Here is a 20704-nt window from a genome sequence, read left to right on the forward strand (position 1 = left end):
CCTTTCTTTTGAAAATTATGCTATATCCATTGACTTAGCATCTTTATTAAGTCGTTAGATTCCTCTTCAATCCATTGATTATTATTAATCAAATCCTGAATCAAGCTAATTTCTTGTATATTAAAATCTGTATGGAATAAGCCCGAAAATTCTTTAGTAAACTCCCATTTGCTATTGTGATATGGTGAATTCACAGGTAAACGGTTGTTTAGATTGCTTGGAAAAAGAAGTGCGATATTTTTATTTCGATTTGCAAGTTTGTGTTTTATTCGGGAGTAGATTTTTAAACCCGCCAGATCCCAGTCAGCCGAGTAAAATAATGGGCGTTTAAATTCTTCCTGGTCTATTTGGTCAATAATGGCGATATTATTTCCTCCAACGTACCAAAGCTTTATGCTGTATCTTTCAGCTATCCATGGAAGTTTTAAAAAGTTAAGGTTTTCACAGAGAACCACAGCCTTCGGATTTGGACAATCAACCACAAACCGCCATTGATGCTCCTTAGGGTCAGAAGCAGGAAAATCATTTATCTCTAAAATTCTAAGCACCGCATATAATACACTTGGTTTATTTGCTAAGTATTTTGAACCTTTACCTCTGAAAAACTCTCCTGAAAATTTGTTTATTGTTGTAAGGTTTGGAACAATTTGGTTTTTATTTTTATCAATAAACATTAAGGCTTTTATATCTTCTTCATTATAGTTTTTTCGAGCGTCTGTTTCAAGATTCTTATGTTCGAGGAATTCTACATAATGGTTGAAATTTTCTCTTAGAGAATTTTCATAGAATTGGATAAAATTATCAGTTGGCAAAAGGACTCTGCTATTTCCTAGTTTTCTTTCAATTATTTCTGCATCATCTATCAAGTATTTGAAATAATCTGAGTCTTGAACTTTTGCCTGTGTTTTTCTTTTAGCATATAAATCATTAAGTGCCTTCAGCTCTCTCCATGTGAGATTTCTTTTTACTTTAATTGTTGTTAGCATAAATGAAAGTCTCAATATTAGCTGTTAACTGGTTATCACTAAAAACTCCCATAGCCGGAACGTAATTATCTTCATCTGCAAGGCTATTCTCATTTAATATATAAATATATTGTTCGCCCTCTCTAATTTCGCCAGCGGTATCTATTGACATTGAAAGAATTTGATATCCTTCTTCAATCGCTATATTTCTTAACATTTCATAATTGCTTCCCAAGCCTTGAGCTTCATCAATTGGCATTATTCGGATGCCCTTGCGTTTTGAATCTTCGATAAGTGATAATCTTGCTAGTCCTAGTAACGCATTTCCTGAATATGTTTGACTATTACTACCAGCATTCGCATCACCAGTGGCAAGGCGCAAATTAAACTTTAAATCAAAATAAGATTTTGGGTTTAGCAAATCTTCAATATCGGCATCCTTAGTTCCACCTTCGTCAATGAAAGCCTTTTTCATCATTTCATTAATATCGATTTCTTTGGCTAACTGCTCAAACAAACCCGTATTGGTTAATTTGTCGTCCAGCGCCTTTGTAAAAATATTCATCCATTTGGCAGGATAGTCGCTTGATAACTCATATTTTAATGACCCTCGGTTTCCTCCAGTAATGCTTTTATTTGGATTCTTGAAATATTGGTCGATTTTGCCCACTTTATCCAAGTGATCTCTATATGTTTTATTTACTTCAGTAAAAACACGTTTAAGGATCTCAATTTTTCTTGAACCGATTTCCTTAATAACTTGATATAGCTTAGTCAATCGCTCTGTAAGCTGCGACTCTAGTTTGGATTCATCAAAAAGTTTTGGACTTGCAAAAACTGTGGGTAAAAGTTTATGTGCTAACTGTCCAACATGAAAAGTATCAATTAGCTGGGTTCCCTCTTCTATTTCTTCAGCAACCATATTATACTTTCCCTCGAATTTTAATCGTGCTATGCTGTACTTTTCTTTTAAACTGTTATTACCTTCATCAGGGTTATCGTCAATTGATACATATTTGCTGTCTTCTGGAAACACATTTTTGAATGCCTCCTGGTAAGCATTTTTGGCTTCTTGCGATTGTCTATTGGAATCATAAAGAGCAATTTCTGACTTTTGATAGTTTTGCTCTAAATTACTATACAAAATCGCATGAGAAGCTTTTAATTGTAATACTGTCGTACGCCTATTTTTATCTCCCAACAATGTGCTTTCAATTTGAATAACTTTTAATTCATCCATATTTAGCTTTTGCTGTAAGCTTTTAAGTTCATTCTTTCCAGATGTTATTTTGTCTGAAAGAATATTCAAATGTTCATCGAGCTTGGCTGTATCGATATTTTCAGTCTTAAAATAGAATATTGCATCTTCATTTTGTCGTTCAAAGTTATTTGGGTCTACTTCGCTCTCTTGTTTTATTAATCCTTCATAATTGCCTTTAGCAATGTCATATTCTGTATCCACCATTTCTTTGTTTGCATAATCTGCCAACAGTTCTTCAAACTGGTTTTCCTCCATCAGCCATTCTGAGTCTGGTATTCTGGTATATTCAATTCGTTTGGTGTATAAAGTAATCGCCTTCTCCAAATCAGAAAATTCAAATAGTATTTTTTTCAGCCTTTCAGTATCAGCAATATTTTGAGTTAATTCTTTTATTTCTTCTGCAAGACCCTTTCTAAGTTTTAAAAATGCATTTACAGTTTGTTGTTTCTCATTCTCGTTAATGTTGAGGTATTGATTTTTAACGTATTCTATAAATTCAAAAACCCCATCTATATTTATCCAAAAGCCCTGTTCATCTTTATCTTTTATGTCTAGGTTTGAAAATAATTCCTCTGCTATTCGAAGATATCGATCTGTTGCTTTGGGCCTCTCTGGAGCCTTAACCGAAAATACTTGAAAGTAAACTAATACACTTTCCTCTTCAATATTCAATGGACGGTTGAAGTATTTTATAGCCCAACTGGCCAGAGATTCTGGGTTTTGTAAATCTGCAAAGACATTCAACGCAACCAGTTCATCGAGCTTTCGCTTACTTTTTTGTAGTTCACCTTCATAGTTTTCCGTTGTATTCTTAAAGTTGATCGTCCAACTCGAAGCGTCAAGTTCCTTACTAGTGTTATGTAAATCGATATATTCTAAAAATGAATCTAACAGTTTTTTGTTTTCATAATAGGTAAATTCATTTTTATAAAATGCTTTTAACTGTGCAAGATCCTTTTTTTCTATGAGGAGCCAATTGGTCACCTTTAGTACATTATTTTTCTTCAATTGAGCATTTTGTAGATTTTGATACGCAAAATCTTTCTCAAAAGTTAAAGACTGCTTAGTATTACGTATTGTAGTTAACGCCTTTTCGCTAGCTCTATATTTGAGTATTTGTGCATTGACTTCAATCTTTTCGAGTTCCAACTCCTTTATTTGTATTAATTGGCGTTCAATCTGAAATCTATTGTATACCTCCTGATTATCATTAAATTCTTTTTGTAATTTTTCTTGTTGACCTATCCAGTAATATACCTTTGCAGTCAAATAGTCCATATGAAGGCGGTTACTCTCATTATATAATATCAGTACGTCTTTAATAAATCCCTGCTTTTTGTTGATTAGTTCTATTTCTTTCTTGTACCTATCATGTTCCTGATAATCTTCACTGATTGATTTTACTTCATTATAGTATTTGGCAAGAAGAAACTTATCATCATCGCTAAACAAGAAATTCTTTAGACTTTTTGAATCTGTTTTAAAGCCGCTGCCCCGAGAAAAAGATCTGAATATTCTCGCATAACTCTCCAGTGTTTTTCTACTCTCTGATAGATCTACCGGAAGAATATAATTATCAAATAAAAGACGATGATATTGTTTTAACGGAAGGGGCTTAATATGGATGTCTTGTAGTTTTTCTTGTAATTCCTCAACCGGAATTATTTTGTCGTTAACTAATAAATCCCGATAAAACACAGGTTTCGGTAATGGTGTTAAAGAGTTTTCCCAATCAAATCCGGCTTGTGCAATGAACATTTTAACCTGTCTACTAGATTTTTCTATAAAACAGCCCATTGCAATAAATTCATTCGGAGCTATTTCAATATTTAGTATTATGTATCCAGCCCCATATTGTTTGTTTTTGGGTTGCAATACTAACCCGTCAATAGGGCGCTCTTCCGTGCCCTCTGTAGCAGATTTATATATACCAGGACTTGGTCCAACCAGCATGAGTTGCAGCATATCAGCTACCATAGTTTTCCCGCTTCCTCCTTCTCCTGAAAAATCTGTACGAAAGGGGTGAAACTTATAATCAGTATTAAAGTGATAAATTATACCAAGTGTCGAAAGCCCCCATATTCGAGGATAATTATTTATCATATGTTAATTTTTTAACTAACTCATCAATATTTAGAATTTGTGACTGGTATTTTTTTCTTAATCTCTCAAAGGATGGCATGTATTTAAATCTTCTCTGGTCTTCATCTGTCCACATAATCCAGCCAAGTTTTCCAAATTCACCAAATGCATCCAGGATTTCTTTAGTAACGTCTTTTTCCAAATATTCGGTACTCTTTTCTCCTTTGGAGTTTGCGACAAGTTTGAATAAACCAGCTTTCTCTTCTTCATATTCCGTATACAAAAGCTGTATAAATTCGTTTACAGAATCTAACTCTATATTTGCGTCAAGTTTATACATCTTAAGAAATAGCATTCCAATAACGATATAGGCAGTATCTAAATATTCTCTATAACGATAGTCCGAAGGAATTTTACTTCGGTTATTTTCGTCTTCGAAATCAAGATAATAATATTTTGTGGTTAGCTCTTCACCTCCTTGAGATAAGGATAATTGGAAGAAATTTCTATAGTAGTCTTGCAAAGCTCCATAATGCCTTTCGATAAACTTAAACATTTCTTCAGGCTTAGGGTATTCTCGCTGGATATGAATGCCTGATCGTAAAGAATAATCAATTTTAGCAAAGATATCCTTAGCCTTTTTGTCGTTAAGAAATTGATACGCTATATTTTCCGAATGTACATTTTCCATATATGAATATTGCGATAGGAGGAATTGGTTTCGAGTGCATGATCAATTTTCACTTGTATATTTCTATTTTTTGATACCTGCCTCAGAAATTTACTAGTTGCTTTTATAGCTATTGACAAATTAACATTTTCTTCTGTAAGTATTCTGAAAAAAAAGGGACTATAATCTAATTCATTATCTGAATTTAAGATGTCGAATGCCTGTTTAATCCAAAACTGAACTCTTTGACGCTCAAAAATCACTTGCTTAGCAATTTTAGTTAAATCATTTTGCCTTTGTGCGTTTACTTCCCTTTGAATTATTTCAACTGGTGCTTTTGGGGTTATATCTCTTTCAGGAACGAAGACAAACTTAGGCAAAGTTGAAGGAGCATAAATTTGAAATGGTGGTATATCATCTGGTAATAAAAGTTTTTTTCTACCTGTTTCACTTTTGATTTGTTTGCTCTCGTTTAGTAAGAGATTAAGAAACAAGCCTGTTTTACGATCAAAATCGCGCTGGTTGAATTCGTAAATAAATTCTCTTATTCTAGGTTTGATCCGATCAATTCTAGAGCTTACCTGCTCAAGTTGTGCCCTAATTCCGGAATTGAAATCCATCACTTCATTAATATTGGATATAAATTCTTGTGAATTAGGAACGCCAATTAAATCATCCAACTTGTAATCTATATCATAAGTAGACTTAAATGCCTCCTTTAATTGAGAAGCATGTTCTTTTATTTCGTTTAAACTGATTTCTATTTCTTCGAGCAAAAGAAATAAATTGGGATTATCTTCTTTGATTCTTTTTCGAAACTCTCTTACCGATTCGCTAACCTGCTGATCTAGAATCTCCACCTGCGCAATTATTTCTGTGTTGCGTATACAAAAATGTTCTTTATACCATAAATTGAAATCTAAACCTTGTGCTTCAATGTGCCTAAGAAGTTCATGGTATAAATAATCAAATATTCGTTTGATTTCTGCCGGGCTGTATCTTTTAAATAATCGCTCCTTTATATTCTCACAGAATTCTATGCCATATGCCTTGAATTTATAGGTTTTTTTTACCTCATCACGCCAAATAAAAAATTCTTGGAATTTGAGTACAATAGCATTATTTCTTTCATACTCATTTCGTTGGCTATTTCTTCCAAGATCTTTATGAACCTTTTCTATTACTTCATTTATTCGCTCTTCTGTAAATTCTTCATTGACAAATTTGTCATAAAGGCGCAATAGAATAAGACCTTCAACTTTCTCAGGGATTAGAAGGTCATAATGGTTCTTTGCTTCACGATATAAATCAAATGTATCCATAAAATAGAATGCATTATATAGTCCTTATAATATTATTAGGATCACTGAATGGGTTGAATTTTTTTGAATTTAATCCCATATAATTACTGCGGCTATTCATAATGCAACAGCATGAACAAAGATATAAAAAATATAACTTGGTAATAATACAAAATATAACTATTGGCCTAATTTTAGATATCCATAAAGGTTTCTAATTTCTATAGTAGAACCTTTGCGATGCTTCATTTCTTTTTGGAATTTCCATTAACCCTAATGATGAAATGATGAAATGATGAAATGATGAATTTTCATAACACTTAAATTCCTCCCCCTTCCCCGTCCTCTCTGCATCAGCTAAACTTCAGTCATACATTCTTTATAAATCAATAATTGTATGACAACAGAACAAAAACAACGCAAGGACGTGTATCAGATTGTTACCGAGCACGTCATCTCATTTTTGGAACAAGGTATTGTTCCCTGGCGGGTATCATGGGTGAATAATGGTATTCCCCGCAATGTGGTTACCAGAAAACCGTATCGGGGTGCTAACATTCCCCTACTATCAGTCTATGGCTTTAACCGTAACTTGTTTGTATCGGAGCAGCAGCTCAACAATTTAGGTGGAACAGTAAAAAAAGACGCACGGTATGTCCTTTCTACCTATTGGGAATGGAAGGATGCGACTGACGGTAGTGGAGAGAAGCGATCCGTATTACGGTATGAGAAGGTGTACAACCTTTCCCAGTGTGAAGGTATTACTGTATCGGGTATTGATGATGTGGTAATTCCGCAAAATCCATTACTTGAATGCAAGAATATAGTAAAAGGTATGCCGGATGCTCCTCGGATTGAGTATACAGGCAGTGCGGCTGAGTATGTCGAAGAGGATGATTTGATTATCATGCCGCCGTCTACTGAGTACACCACACCGGAACTTTTTTACTATGACTTGTTTCGGATGCTTATTCATTCTACGGGGCATGCCCTTCGAATTGACCGCAAGGAGCTTGCAGAGCGTGAACCAGTGTTTTCCCGTGAGGCATTGATAGCTGACATCGGTGCGCATTACCTGTGCTTTCACGCGGGAGTAACGGGATTATTGGCTTTGCCTAATACAGGGCATCTATTCGGATGGATGGAATGGTTTACGGATGATGCTCGGTTGTTTGTGTTTGCAGCTAATCAAGCGCAGAAGGCGATGGATTATATTCTGAATACAAGCAAAGTTCCCGATACAAATGATACGGCACAACAAGATAGTCCAAATCAAAACGCCAACTGAAGTACTTCAAAACCCGATATGTATCGGGTTTTTGCATTTTTCCGTAATTATATTGATAGCGGTTGCGTTTTACGCAATATCTCTCTGGAAACTACAAATTATTTTTGTCTAGGAAGAAACAGTTTCTGATTCTTAAAATTAAACTATGAAAATTACGGTTCACCTTAAAACTATGACCTTTTATAAGAGATTCTGTGCCAATTACCTCTTTTTAACATGAGCTATGAAAGTTTTATATAGTTTTGTCTGATATCACATTGTTGTATGCAACATTACACATGAAAGCCATATCTAATTTATATATGAAGTATTGTTTCTCTATTCTGCTTGTTCTAACCATAGTATTCGGTAGTTCCCAAGATATTAAACGTACCCAAAACTGGTATTTTGGAGATAGTGCAGGGCTTTCTTTTGCCACAGACCCACCAACTGTTCTTGCTAACGGGGTGATGAATACGATAGAAGGCTGTGCGACTATGAGTGATACTAATGGTAATCTTTTGTTTTATACAAACGGAGTGAGGATATGGAATAAGAATCATCAAATAATGGATAACGGAACAGGGTTAAACGGTCATATTTCTTCTACTCAATCTTCCTTAATTGTTCCATGGCCGGGCAACGATAGTCTTTTTTATATTTTTACTACTGATGCTGTTGGTCAATTCAATGGATTGCAATACTCACTTGTAAATATCCATGAGAATAATGGCTTGGGTAAAGTCACCGTTAAAAATGTTTTGTTACAAACACCTGTATGCGAAAAATTAACAGGAACTCGTCACGCAAACGGAATCGATTTCTGGATAATTACCCATAAATACAACTCAAATGAGTTCTTGATTTTTAAAATCACAAAAGACGGCCTGAATATATGTCCATATGTCCAAGAAGCTGGCAGTATGAATGGCATATCTGGTGCTGATGCCCAAGGAATGCTTAAAATAAACTCAAAAGGTAATATTCTAGGTAATGTCTTATTTGACCAATCAAAAGTTGAACTGTTTTCGTTCAATACTGAAACCGCGCAAATTAAACTTACGTGCACTTTAGGTGGCCTCTTTTTCCCTTTCGGTATAGAGTTTTCAGATTCTTCACTACTTTATGTTTTAGACAGGAGCAAAAATATCTATCAGTATAATTTAAACCTACTTACAGAAACAGACATAAACCTAAGTAAGGTGTCCGTTGCTTCAAATCCTGCACTATATTCCACAGGAATTCAAAGGAGTAGTGATAAAATCTATATAGCGATACAAGACTCTTTTTTCATCGCATCTATTGATATGCCAAACATCATAGGTGTTCAATGCGGATTTAAACTTAAAAGTATCCTATTGGGAAATGATCGGTCATATGCTGGCCTTCCCAATTTCATCAGTTCCTATTTTCACCAACCCAATTTAGATTTTACCTATACAACCAGTTGTCAGAAAGACTCAGTTTACTTTGAAGCAAAAGAGGGCACAACCCACACATGGCATATCTTTAGAAACAAAGCCATACTCCATACTTCAATCCAACCTGCAACGGGGTACAACTTCACCGATACAGGTGGGTACATAGTGCAATTAGTTTCAGGAACCGATACAGTCACGAAAACCATTTACATAGAGCCTAAACTTGAATTAGGCAAAGACACCGTATTGTGCAACCAAACAGCTTATGCGTTATCAATTCCCCCCAACCACCGTTGTGTATCATGGCAAGATGGGAAAGACAGCCTTCGCTACACACTAACCCAAAACGGTAAATACTATGTCAGTGCCTACAACATCAAAGGCTGTTTAGTATCCGATACTGTAAAAATAACCTTCGCAACCCTTGTCCCGCCTGTCATCACCAAGAGTAATGACAGCCTGTTTACCGATAGCGGTAACTTTACCTACAAATGGAAGTACAACAACGACCTTGTAGGCGGTAATTCCCACCAACTTAAAGTATCCAAAAACGGATTGTACAGCGTGGAGATAACCGACAGTAACGGCTGTACCAATACATCCGCCAATTTTCTTGTTTCAGGTTTGGGCATAGGGTTATTCAACGCCCAAGAATATTTTTCTATTTATCCCATACCTGCAAGCGACAAATTGATAATAGAAAGTTCACAAAACATACAAATACAAACTATAAAGCTAAGGGATATTGCAGGCAGATCCTTTGATTTTGCCCCCGCTGCCGAAGTAAACCTGATAGGGCTTGCATCGGGTGTTTACTATTTAGAACTAACTGATACCGAAAATCACCATTACATAACAAAAATCATTATTAATTAAGCCTATGAGAATTGTATTACTGTTAACAGCAGCTTTGCTGCTGTGGGGGGAGGCTTTTGCCCAATCCGGCCATTTGTGTGCGTCGGACTCCCTTTGGAAAATGGACACCTCCTATCAGCAAAAGCAGTCCGCCTTTGCAGCAGAACTTGCAGAGTTCCGCACCAACCCACCTACCACCCATAATTATTGGCCGTATGTGGATACAGGTAATAGCACCAACACCATAATCCCCGGCTGTAAAAAAGCTGTGTACATCATCCCGATAGTGGTTCATATAGATACCAGCGGGGGCACGGTGAACGTGAGCGATACACAGGTATATCAGCAATTGGAAATCCTGAATGCCCGTTTTGAGAACTACGGTATCCGCTTCGTATTAGCACAGCGGCGGCCCAACGGCACTTCGTTTTCAGGCATCAACCGCTTTGGAGGTACATTTGATTACCGTTTTCAAAATTTAGCAGCCGCGTATGCCGCCTCAAATACCCGTTACTATGACCCTGAAAAATACTTTAACATTTATGTAGCTCCCAACATTTTAGCCTCTGACGGCAGCCCTTCTACCATTGGCGGATTTAACCAACGCTTTGCCGACATGGGAACAGGGGCGGATATGGTAGTTGTCCGCTACACAAAATTCGGAGACTATACCAATTGCGCAAGCTGCGGCACACTTACAAGCAACAGCAAAGGGTTAACCTTAGTACACGAAGCAGGCCACTATTTAGGGTTACGCGAACTGTGGCAGGGCGGCTGTGCCGAAGGTAACAATGCTGCTACCTGCGCTAACAAAGGTGATTTGTGTTGCGATACCCGCCCCATCAACGCCAACTATTCCTGTCCTGCACCCGGCGGTAACGATTGCAGCTACCACCTGAGCATAGCCGATAACCACGAAAACTACATGGATTATACGGGCGAAGCCTGCCAAACTAACTTTACGGCAGACCAAGTAAGTTTAATGCAAGCCACATTAGAACGTTACCGCAGTAAACAGGTCACCCCGAAAAACCTGAATGCTTTGGGGCTTAACGACTGCTTTGCCAGTGCGTGGTTTGACAGCGACGAGAACTTTGCCTGCGACAGCGGGGTATTTACCCTACGTGCCATTGAGTACGACAGCGTATTGAGCTACCAGTGGATAATCCGCAGAAACGGTGTTATCTTTTTTGATACTACCCTTACTTCCGACAGCCTTGTATGGACTGCCGACAGTATCGGTGTTTATAGCGTAACCCTTGAAATTAAATACGGCTCGTTGGACAGTTCCGAAGTGACGCGCACCAGCTTTTTGCAGGTGGCCGATTGCGGCACTACCATCGCGAGTGACCAAGGAAATTGGTTTTTTGGAGACCACGCAGGACTTAAATTTACTGCTGGTGGAGTAATTAGAAATATTGAACCGTGGAAAAGGAACCCTTTTAACATTAATACCTCCGAAGGCACCATTAGTCATAGCAAAAACAACGGACAATTATTGTTTTACGGAGGTGGAACTGTTTTTAATCCCGGTTATATGGAAATATACAACCGAAATTATGTACAAATGCCTAACAGTCCTATTTTGGGGGATTTCAGTGCCTGCCAATCGGCGGCTGTGCTTCCCATGACGGGAGACACTAACCGTTTTATGTTGTTATCTGTGTCAGGAATTGATGCAAGCAATCAAAAGGGGTTTAGGTATTCAATAATAGATATGTCCCTCAATGGGGGATTAGGAGATATTGATGCAACCAATAAAGATATTCCTATTGCAGGCCCTGCGGGATTTACAGTTTCTCCACTGGACAGTGCCATATTAGTAAACGAACAAATTACAGTTATCCCAAAATGTAACGGACAGGACTATTGGGTATTGGTAACTAATCTACCTGATAATCCTCCTTTTCCGATGAATATTTTTATTTATTCTGTAGATACAAATGGAATAACTTATGTTGGAAAAACCGATACAATATTTAAAAAAATCGGGGTAGGTCAGTTAAAAGCCTCTCCTGATGGTAACTGGTTATACTTTTGGGGGAAATTATTACGATTCGATAAATCAACGGGGATAATTACCCCATACAGAACCTTGATAAGCAACAATCCCGAACCGGCTTCATTTAGCCCTAACTCTAAGTTGTTGTATGCGATGAATACTAATTCCGAATTATTTCAATTCGACCTTCAAAGCGGCAACGATAGTTTAAGCAAAACCAAAATAACTGACTTCCCTATTATTTCAGGTTTTACGAACTTACAGTTAGGTCCTGATAACAGGGTATACATTTCCAAATACGGCTACTCCAACCTTGCTGTAATAAACTCTCCTGACAGCAACGTTACTAAATCTGTACCCAACGCCCCGCAATACTCTTTTAATGGGCCTGTATTGGCTTCTAATGGTATCGGGGGTATGTGTATGAGCGGCCTTCCCAACATGCGCGATGCAAAACTACCCGCACAAATCCCTTTGACCTTTACCATGATAGACAGTGCTTGCGGGCATATTAGTTTTATACCTTCCAACGCCTGTGCAGGCAGTTATAAGTGGTTCTTTGGCGACGGCGACAGTTCATCACTACGTGAACCTAAACATACCTATGGTGATACAGGGTTATACACAGTTACCCTTACCGTTAATGGCACACAAACCGTACAAAAAGAAATTTTCATCGGCATACACTCAAAAATTCAGGGAACTGATACCGCCTGCATCTTGAACGGCAACCCCGTGAGTTATTCCATATCCCACCGTGATGATGAAAACACTTATACATGGAGCGTGGCAAACGGCACACCCACCATTGACCCTTACAACAACCTTGCGGTGAACTGGAGCGCAGGTGCAGGTAAGGTTATCCTAAACATGAGCAACCCCAACAACGGATGTGTTTCTACCGATACCTTGAGCATTATTCCCAATTTCTTGGACAGCAACCGCATTTGGGCGGACACTGCTTTGTGTTTTTCAGGCAAACCATTGAAACTGTTTGGTAACACTACCGTTTCTTCTATGGGCGGCGTGAAATACCTTTGGGAGTCCAGCAAGAATGCACAGGCATGGGGCAAAACAGGTAATGGAGACACTTTACAAAACCTTACAGGGATAATACAAGACACTACTTTGTATTACCGAAGGATTGCCAAACAGGGCAATTGCCAGTTTATGAGTAACTGGGTACGGATTGCCCCTGTCTTAATTAAGAAAAATCTTGTTAACTCAGCCTTCTGCCCCGGAGGTACATCTACAACGCGGACATTCCCAATCGAATTGCAGTTTGACACTCCTCAAACCGTTACCCTGCAACGCTATCACTACAACGAAACTTCGCCCGGGACATGGCAATGGACGGCAGGCTCGGTAGTGAGTTACCCCAATGATTTACCCACCATCATTTCTGACGGTGACTCAGTGAAGATATTGATTACCTTAGTTGGCTGCGGTTCTACATTCAGCAATACTGCTTTCTTAAAACTCCCAAAACCGTCTGCTTACGGTTCACATACCGAAGTGCCTTGCAGCACTGTTACGCTTAAAAATGACTTGAGCAACCTTGCCTTTGGAGTGGATACGTTTTATTATGTACAGTTAGACAGCACTGTAGCATGGCTGCACCAAGCCCCTAATTCCGACTCGTTTTTCCGTTGGGAGAAATACAACAAACAAACAGGAAGTTGGGAAGAAGTCCCTAACAGTAATAACGACACTCTGTTTCTCACCATTGGTTATTGTATTGAAGGAAGCATTTACCGCCCAAAGGTGCGCTTTGCGAATATGCTGAATACCGCCTGTACGTGGGTGTATCCCTGCTCTACCGATACCATCAACTTAAAAACAGATTTGTGGGCAAAGGATGGAGCTGCCGATACAGGTGCAGAGCCTAATATCGACCCTAACCGCGATTATTGGGGAAGCCCCGATTTATGGAACTGCTGGCCTGACTCTACCTGTACAACACACAAAAAACCTGAGTTTATGGAGTTTAACAGTAACAACTGGAATAATTTAAGGGCAGTGGTACGTAATAAAGGAACGGAAACCAGCGGTACTTTTGAAGTAAAGACCTATTGGACAGTGGGCGGATTTTACGAACAATGGCCATTAAGCTGGCACTACGACACAGTAAATAATGGGATTTATGACTCCATCACTATGCAACGTAATCCGATGGGTGGTGAGATAGGGACGTATTTGGACTCCAATCTAACCGCAGGTAATTCGCGGATATATACTTTCCAATGGAAGCCTCCCTACCCCGGATGGTATGGAAATTCATCTTATTTTAACAACAGTAAGATTTCACATCCGTTATGCGTATTGTCACGGATAGTAACTTGTCCAGATACTCCGTTTGGCATGACATACCCTGAAGTTGCACCAACAGGTGAAAACATGATTAATAACAACAAAATTGTGACCCGCAACACCGAAGTGTATGACTCTATCGGCTCGAACAAGAAATCGCCTGAATGGGTATTGCGTATGGGTAACCAGTGGTCAGAACAGCGTAAAATCAGACTGACGATTGACAACCCCGTTACCAATTATTGGGATTTGGGGTATTATGTGGTGCAACTTGACCCAGTGCTTTACAATGCGTGGGAAGAAGGCGGCTCTGCTGGCGAAGGATATATCTTGGACGGCTATACATTTATCGTGGAAGATGACGGGTTCTACTTGGAGAACATTACCCTTGAAGCAGGACAATGGGGATGGGCGCATTTTGAGTTCCGATTGCATGAAGAAACAGTTATGGACGAGGATAGGGGGCAACAGGTGTTTAGGTTTGTGCAGTATTCTGCACCGACAGGTTCAGAAGTGTATGAACCTGACGGCGGATTTAATTTCCAACTGAATTTACAACCCGATACGGCTTATCTTGAATCACATGTTGACTCGCTTGATTTTATAATTGTTCCCAACCCAACAGAAAACACCGAAACTGTGGCAATAGAAATTGACATGAACTTTGCATCTTCCACAGCGGTTTTAAATATTTACGACCAATGGGGTAACCCGATGATCGATCCAATGGGATTAGGAACACTTACCGTAGGAGAGAATACACGTACTGTTTATATTGCAGAGTTGAGCGCCGGTTCGTATTCGGCGGTAATTACTGCAAATGGGCAGAATTATACGGAAACCATGATAATATTGGAGTAGCATAATTCTTTAATGAATAATGAACACACGCAAAGCCGCCCAATCGGGCGGCTTTTGTTTTTTATTCGTCCTCTTCTTCCCTATCAGGTTCTGCGCTGTCAAAAATTTGGAAGGTGGTGTCAGGTTGGCCATACATGAGCAGGTATCTAGCGCCGCTTGCGGTTTCTTTGATATGACCCGCCTTAAACCATGATACTTTCCCGTTTCCTTCGGAATCTGTATATACTTTCTTTGCAAGTATGTTTTGGTACTTCATGAGTTGTTAGGTTAATGTTCTGTTGATAGTACGCTGATGCTTTGGGTTTATATGTAAACGCTTATAGTTCCCACATTCGGTAGCACAAGTGTATGGTGGCAACTGCTTCAAAAATGCGGATGTAGTAGCCTGTTTTGTATTTCTTTTCTTTGAGGTATTCGTGCTTGAGTTCCGGCCGGATGTCGAGCATGGCTTCCATCAATGCTTCTTTAAATATATTTCCCTGTACCCTGTACCAGCTTTTTAGATCGCGGATAGTATAGCCGTATATTGGAATGTTGTTTTGTTTGGCAAGTGTGGTGAGTCCGTTTTTGAGCGCGGCAAACGCTGGCGTGTGGTAATGAGTTTCGGGGATTTTTACGGTTATGGCTTCTACGTGATGCTTGGTAATAATCTTTTCTAAATACCTAAGTATGGTGCTGAGTTTGTCATCCGACCACTTTCCTCTAAACCGCCGTACTCTCCACTCAATAAGTTCTTTTCTACCTTCAACGGCAATGCCGATATGTTTAGTACCGATACTTAAACCAAGAACACTTTGTGGTGGATGTGGGTTGGGTGTAAGGTCTTTCCAATCTGTATTGTTTTCAAAGGACTTCATTTATGATTACTCTGTATCGTATTCGAGAGCGGTTTCCTGCTCCTGATAGTAATACTCTCGCACTCTGTCAAAGAGAGTATGATAGAGTTCTGTCGGTGTTACCTCAAATAAGACACAGAGCTTTATTATGTTTACAAATCCCGGCATGGTAACGCCTCGTTCCCAATGGGAGATTAAGGCGGTGCTTACGCCAAGTTGTTTCGCTAACCGCTTTTGTGAGTATCCGTTTACTCTACGGTGTTTGCGAATGGTATTTGGAATTTGTCGACCTGCAAGTTCCATGACTCTACTGTACAAATGAAGACCCTCCGACATAAGGAGGGCTGATTATAATGGTATTAAAATGTGCTGTGGAAACTGTGGACGGCACAAGGCCGGATGTATTGTATGTGTCAGCGATAAAGTTTTTATAAAGAATATATTATGTTGTCTATTCATTAAGTATATCTCTTTCAATCCTACCAATCATTGGGGTCACTGCTTTAAACATTGCTATTTCAATGAGATTATGGAGTGCTAAAGGCGAAAACTCTATTGGAAAATATGTTAATTTAATTTCTGGGAATAACGGTTTTGCCCAGTGTATTAACTGTAATGAACCCGTCCCACGCGAAGCATAGCCCAAGTGCTGATAAAATCTATTGCAAAAATGAGATTTATAACTCCCAACGTATAACACATCATAATTCCTATTTTTTACATTTGATATTGAAGATGTATTTCTAAGTAAGGAACATTCTTTAAGAGCATCTAAAATTTTGTTTCTTTCGATGTTTTCAGGTAGATGAAATACATAAACAGCACCTCTATCTTCACTCATTACATCACCAAAAATATCATGTAGTATACTTTTGATACCGCGCTTTTCTGGGTTTGAAGGTAGAAACTCAGGCAAACAATTTAAGTTAATAGTAACCTCTCTTTTTTCACTTAGATCAAGCTTTTCCAACTGAGTTATCTTACGTTGCAGATTATTTATTACCTCATTTTTCTTCTCAATTAACTTTGCTAGTTCAATCATTGATAAACAATTTAAATTTGTCCAATATAAATAAATTACCTCCAAAGGCATTTATTAATCTATTTTAGATTTAATTGCTTTTTGATAAATGGCCTCTATGTTGGAAAAGAGATAATCTGGGGAGCCAGATGACCAAACAGGGTCATAGTATCTCGCAAAAAGTGCTTCAAAGCCTTCTTTTGCTGTAAATTCTAATTGTCCATCCATGAAAAATAGTTCGGTAAAGGCCTTTATTGACAAATCGCGTTTTTCGGCATCAAGTGCGTATTGAAAATACGCGCCCTTATTCTCTACCAATTTTGAGAAACTTATAACATAATCTAACATTGCTTTTGAGGACACTGAATTGGCTTGAATTTTAGATTGGATATCATCTATCTCCTTTCGTATCCTAACTTCTTCGGTAGTTAATATTTCAACGGTCATTATACCTGTGCGAAGCAGAGTAATTCTTTCCTTGAGTAGATAATCTAAATCGGCCATGACTTTTTTAAGGCGACCATGCAGATCTTCTAACTCAGAATTCCTTCGTTGGGTTACTTTTGCCAATTCTGCTTCTGCCATAACTGACACATGTGCTATTTCTTCATCCGATAGACTTATTTTTAGTAATATCTTCTGTATTTCATCGGTAATATATTTTTCACTTACATTTTTGACGGCGCTTGAACAATTTGGTTTGCATTTGGTACGGTAATAAGTAATACCCCTCTGAACATAAGGAGAGAAACCCCTCCCACATTTTTTACATTTGATTAATCCTCTGTATGTGGCGAATTCTAAATGCGGGTATCGAACTGTTGTCGTTCTTTGTGATTGCATATACCGCACTTTAAGAAACAAACCTGCATCTATCAGAGGTTCATGTGCAATACTGTCTATCCATTGCCCTTCGTTGATGTTCTTTCCAATGTAAAATGGATTGTTTAAAATGTTTTCGATGGTTTTGGCTGAAACAGGCCGTGACAGTTTAGGCATCGATTCTATCGGTATGCCTTGCAATTTTTCTTTTCGTGTTCTTTTTCTCCTGACAGGTTTAGTAGTCAATCCCTGTTGATTAGCCCAAGCGGCAAGAGTAGTATAGCTCCATTCGCCAGTCGCATATAACTCAAATATCTTTTTAACTATGGGTGCTCGTTCATTGTCAAACGGCTTGGAATCCGAACCCTTATCTAAATATCCTATTGGTGAAATGTAAATACATCTTCCCTCCTTGCGAAGTTTTGTAGCGGTATTCTTAACTTTTTCACTAATTACCCTGGAATAGTGGCGAGAAAACATTCCGTCAATATCCATGTGAAGAGCTCCGGCACTCGTATTTTCATAGTTGGCTTGAACAAATCTGAAGTCCACCCCCGCTTTTATCAGTTTTTTAATAATTACATCATCAGCTTCATTACGACTGATTCTGTCCCAACATAAACAAATCACTCCTTTTACATTTCCTTTTTGCAACATATCTGCGAGATAAAGGAATTTTGGGCGTTCTACTTTCTGCTTTATAGAACCGTCGGATAGTATTATAAAATCTTCTTTTTGTTTAAATCCCGAGTGGTGTTCTTTTATGATACCTTCCTCGCTAAAACTTTCGATACTAATTGGAGCAACCAAGAGGTTCTCTTTAAAAGCATATTTTAAAGCTTCCTGAACTTGGTATTCTATTGAATTTTTTTGATTGTCAGTATCGTCCGTGCTTTTGCGGGTATAAACGAGGTATGCGTTAGAATAATCTCTATCAAGTAAAGTCCTTTGGGTCGATTTTGGCATTGTAGTCTTTAGGAGGAAGTAATTTACCCGTTTCTGAAATTGTAAATCCTTCCATCATTAATCGGACATGGATTTTTTTCAGTATCAGAGCAAACTCTATTAGGCTATTAATCTGGGTCTGGTCAAACCGTAGTGAATACCCCAAAGAGGGGCGACCAACACCTGTATTGTCGCTGGACAAGCAAGTAGGTCGCCCCTCTTTGGGTACAATATTTTGATTGATGTTTTTTTCTTGATTGTCCAGCATTTGAAGTATAACAGATTACAGAAATGTTGTTAATAGCCTTAGTATGGCATTTCCTCAGAAACAAAAAAGAAGGGCTAATTAAATTCTACATAATAAAAGCCGCATAGTATGAAACTATACGGCTATCGCTTTTTAGCTAGACTACTGACAAAATATACTCGCTCTGATGGTTTTAGGATGGGATTGAACTACCTCCCTTAAACTCAATATAAAAAGTAGTTCCCTTTCCTTCTTCACTTTCCAGCCAAATCCTTCCGCCTTGAAGCTCCACCAACTGTTTGGTGATATACATACCCAAACCTGTTGAATTTTCCCCGTTGGTTCCAAATCGCTTGGCTTTGGTGAACTTTTCAAAGATAATAGGCTGCATTGATTCAGGAATGCCAATTCCTGTGTCGGCAATAGAGATAGTAATCATTGCATCCATAGACTCTGCACTGACAGTAATATTTCCACCTTCGGGAGTAAACTTAACCGCATTTGAAAGCAGATTAAACAATGCCCTATGAAGTTTTATCCGGTCAATGGAAAGATAGAATGGAGTGTTTGGTAAAAACTCTGACAGAGTAATATTTTTTGCTACCATCGCTCCTCTACAACTTGAGATAGACTCCCTAAGAAAACCCATTATTTCTGTTTGTTCATTCTTCGTAGGAGCTTGATCATCCTCTATCTCTGACACCATCAATAACTCATTAATAATCTCATTGGCAAACGAACACGCTTGCTCAGTGTATTCTAAAAGCTCTTGTGGGTTATGTGATCCGTCACTTTTGAGGAGTGACGTTAGACTTGAGATATTGGTAATTGGGTTTCGTAAATCATGTACAATGGAACGTACATGGTGCTTTTGCTTTTCAATGATTGTAAAGAGTCGCCCAATTAAATCATTCTTAAACACTACCCCGTCAAACTGCCCGTCTTCCACCACCGGCAAAACATCCGTATTTTCTTCGTCCATTAACTCAAGAACGTGGTCAATAAAATGGCGGGAGGTGATGGGGGATTTCGGCAGCACACAATCAATAACAAGATTATGGGATTTAACCACAACATCTCGAGAAGTCAGCACCCCCAGATATGTTCCGTCTTCCATAACTACCAGCGCGTTGTTACTAGCTAAGTCATGTTTAATGCCCTGCACCCATTGGTAGGGTCCGACGGTTTTGTAATCTCTTCGTATAAATTCCTTAATCAGCATGTGCAAATGTTTAGAGTGTTAGAACATTATCACCTCATATATCCTCTTCTTCAAAAGAGGAATAGGAGATGTTGACTTTGAAATCAACTTTTAACAATTCCCCGTCAGATATGTACGGGAATACTTTGGACTTTAGGAGTTCTATGACTTTGGTTACAGGTATTTTTTTTGTGATACGCTTGTTTATAAATACAGCCTCAACTCTATCATCTTCCACTTCAATTACTTCAAACCCCTGAGGGATGAGCAACTCAAATGATTTTGACAGTCCTATTTTACCTTGCGGGGAATTTCTTCCGAGGATAAGTATATCTTGAAACGGTGGGAGCTTAATCTCTTCAAAACTAAGTTGTATCGAGTACTTGATTCCTGTTTCGCTCATTGTAATCCGATAGTTGGAGCGAATATAGGAGTAAAATTCTCAATTCATTACTGATTAGAGATATACTACTCTTTATCTTTTCCATCGGCCTTTTCTTCATTTTCTCTTTTTCACCCTCAAGGGGCTAAGCAAATTTCAATCCGCCCTCTTGTCAAGGCCGGAGCCTTCGGTGTATTCACATTTTTTCTTTCGTGCCTCATAAAAATATGACCTACAGCCTTGCCAATTCCGCCA

15 protein-coding genes are annotated in these 20704 nt (G+C 38.4%); 3 read left to right on the top strand and 12 right to left on the bottom strand.

From position 1 onward, the window contains the following. Positions 1–20: 20 nt before the first annotated feature. Genes F9K23_09700 through F9K23_09715 form a run of 4 tightly spaced genes read right to left on the bottom strand, consistent with a single transcriptional unit; the run spans position 21 to position 6300 of the window. The gene (locus tag F9K23_09700; protein KAB2915996.1) at positions 21–986 is read right to left on the bottom strand and encodes a hypothetical protein; all 966 of its coding nucleotides are present in this window, start codon (positions 984–986) and stop codon (positions 21–23) included. Beyond that, positions 970–4329: a hypothetical protein gene (locus tag F9K23_09705; protein ID KAB2915997.1), complete on the bottom strand. Its 3360-nt coding sequence runs from the start codon at positions 4327–4329 to the stop codon at positions 970–972. The genes F9K23_09700 and F9K23_09705 overlap by 17 nt, the downstream gene beginning before the upstream one ends. Next, the gene (locus F9K23_09710) at positions 4319–4999 is read right to left on the bottom strand and encodes a hypothetical protein (GenBank protein ID KAB2915998.1); all 681 of its coding nucleotides are present in this window, start codon (positions 4997–4999) and stop codon (positions 4319–4321) included. Before F9K23_09710 ends, F9K23_09705 begins: the two co-directional genes overlap by 11 nt. Beyond that, positions 4972–6300: a hypothetical protein gene (locus F9K23_09715; protein ID KAB2915999.1), complete on the bottom strand. Its 1329-nt coding sequence runs from the start codon at positions 6298–6300 to the stop codon at positions 4972–4974. Before F9K23_09715 ends, F9K23_09710 begins: the two co-directional genes overlap by 28 nt. A 376-nt stretch (positions 6301–6676) precedes the next feature. Between F9K23_09715 and F9K23_09720 the strand changes: the two genes are divergently transcribed. The 3 genes from F9K23_09720 to F9K23_09730 all read left to right on the top strand — a co-directional run bounded on the left by F9K23_09720 (position 6677) and on the right by F9K23_09730 (position 14995). Beyond that, a complete protein-coding gene (locus F9K23_09720) occupies positions 6677–7567 on the top strand; it encodes a DUF1738 domain-containing protein (protein KAB2916000.1) in 891 nt (296 codons plus the stop codon). A 278-nt stretch (positions 7568–7845) separates the two neighbouring features. Further along, on the top strand, positions 7846–9843 hold the full coding sequence (locus F9K23_09725; GenBank protein KAB2916001.1) for a T9SS type A sorting domain-containing protein: 1998 nt from the start codon (positions 7846–7848) through the stop codon (positions 9841–9843). Between the two features lie 4 nt (positions 9844–9847). Then, positions 9848–14995 (top strand): T9SS type A sorting domain-containing protein, encoded by a 5148-nt coding sequence (locus F9K23_09730; protein ID KAB2916002.1) that lies wholly within the window; start codon positions 9848–9850, stop codon positions 14993–14995. A gap of 61 nt (positions 14996–15056) precedes the next feature. Here F9K23_09730 and F9K23_09735 read toward each other — a convergent pair whose 3' ends face one another. The 8 genes from F9K23_09735 to F9K23_09770 all read right to left on the bottom strand — a co-directional run bounded on the left by F9K23_09735 (position 15057) and on the right by F9K23_09770 (position 20455). Then, on the bottom strand, positions 15057–15251 hold the full coding sequence (locus tag F9K23_09735; GenBank protein ID KAB2916003.1) for a hypothetical protein: 195 nt from the start codon (positions 15249–15251) through the stop codon (positions 15057–15059). 61 nt (positions 15252–15312) lie between these two features. Next, entirely contained in the window at positions 15313–15852 is a 540-nt protein-coding gene (locus F9K23_09740; protein ID KAB2916004.1) for a pre-16S rRNA-processing nuclease YqgF, read from the bottom strand. Between the two features lie 6 nt (positions 15853–15858). Next, positions 15859–16167 (bottom strand): helix-turn-helix transcriptional regulator, encoded by a 309-nt coding sequence (locus tag F9K23_09745; protein KAB2916005.1) that lies wholly within the window; start codon positions 16165–16167, stop codon positions 15859–15861. Positions 16168–16282: 115 nt separating this feature from the next. Then, entirely contained in the window at positions 16283–16873 is a 591-nt protein-coding gene (locus F9K23_09750; protein KAB2916006.1) for a hypothetical protein, read from the bottom strand. Positions 16874–16927: 54 nt separating this feature from the next. Beyond that, positions 16928–18640 carry a hypothetical protein gene (locus F9K23_09755; GenBank protein KAB2916007.1) on the bottom strand — a complete coding sequence of 571 codons (1713 nt, stop codon included), beginning with the start codon at positions 18638–18640 and terminating at the stop codon, positions 16928–16930. After that, the gene (locus F9K23_09760) at positions 18609–18887 is read right to left on the bottom strand and encodes a hypothetical protein (GenBank protein KAB2916008.1); all 279 of its coding nucleotides are present in this window, start codon (positions 18885–18887) and stop codon (positions 18609–18611) included. The genes F9K23_09755 and F9K23_09760 overlap by 32 nt, the downstream gene beginning before the upstream one ends. Before the next feature lie 172 nt (positions 18888–19059). Then, positions 19060–20088 (bottom strand): CBS domain-containing protein, encoded by a 1029-nt coding sequence (locus F9K23_09765; protein KAB2916009.1) that lies wholly within the window; start codon positions 20086–20088, stop codon positions 19060–19062. A 34-nt stretch (positions 20089–20122) separates the two neighbouring features. Continuing rightward, positions 20123–20455 carry a hypothetical protein gene (locus F9K23_09770; GenBank protein ID KAB2916026.1) on the bottom strand — a complete coding sequence of 111 codons (333 nt, stop codon included), beginning with the start codon at positions 20453–20455 and terminating at the stop codon, positions 20123–20125. Positions 20456–20704 lie beyond the last annotated feature (249 nt).

It is taken from the genome of Bacteroidota bacterium (assembly GCA_008933805.1).
In the GTDB taxonomy this organism is placed as follows: Bacteria; Bacteroidota; Bacteroidia; order UBA8524; family UBA8524; genus SB11.

Coding starts and splice junctions, on each gene's coding strand:
- F9K23_09740 (KAB2916004.1), bottom strand. CDS start 15,852: ATGAAGTCCTTTGAAAACAATACAGATTGGAAAGACCTTACACCCAAC.
- F9K23_09700 (KAB2915996.1), bottom strand. CDS start 986: ATGCTAACAACAATTAAAGTAAAAAGAAATCTCACATGGAGAGAGCTG.
- F9K23_09725 (KAB2916001.1), top strand. CDS start 7,846: ATGAAAGCCATATCTAATTTATATATGAAGTATTGTTTCTCTATTCTG.
- F9K23_09720 (KAB2916000.1), top strand. CDS start 6,677: ATGACAACAGAACAAAAACAACGCAAGGACGTGTATCAGATTGTTACC.
- F9K23_09715 (KAB2915999.1), bottom strand. CDS start 6,300: ATGGATACATTTGATTTATATCGTGAAGCAAAGAACCATTATGACCTT.
- F9K23_09750 (KAB2916006.1), bottom strand. CDS start 16,873: ATGATTGAACTAGCAAAGTTAATTGAGAAGAAAAATGAGGTAATAAAT.
- F9K23_09755 (KAB2916007.1), bottom strand. CDS start 18,640: ATGCCAAAATCGACCCAAAGGACTTTACTTGATAGAGATTATTCTAAC.
- F9K23_09705 (KAB2915997.1), bottom strand. CDS start 4,329: ATGATAAATAATTATCCTCGAATATGGGGGCTTTCGACACTTGGTATA.
- F9K23_09745 (KAB2916005.1), bottom strand. CDS start 16,167: ATGTCGGAGGGTCTTCATTTGTACAGTAGAGTCATGGAACTTGCAGGT.
- F9K23_09730 (KAB2916002.1), top strand. CDS start 9,848: ATGAGAATTGTATTACTGTTAACAGCAGCTTTGCTGCTGTGGGGGGAG.
- F9K23_09765 (KAB2916009.1), bottom strand. CDS start 20,088: ATGCTGATTAAGGAATTTATACGAAGAGATTACAAAACCGTCGGACCC.
- F9K23_09760 (KAB2916008.1), bottom strand. CDS start 18,887: ATGCTGGACAATCAAGAAAAAAACATCAATCAAAATATTGTACCCAAA.
- F9K23_09735 (KAB2916003.1), bottom strand. CDS start 15,251: ATGAAGTACCAAAACATACTTGCAAAGAAAGTATATACAGATTCCGAA.
- F9K23_09710 (KAB2915998.1), bottom strand. CDS start 4,999: ATGGAAAATGTACATTCGGAAAATATAGCGTATCAATTTCTTAACGAC.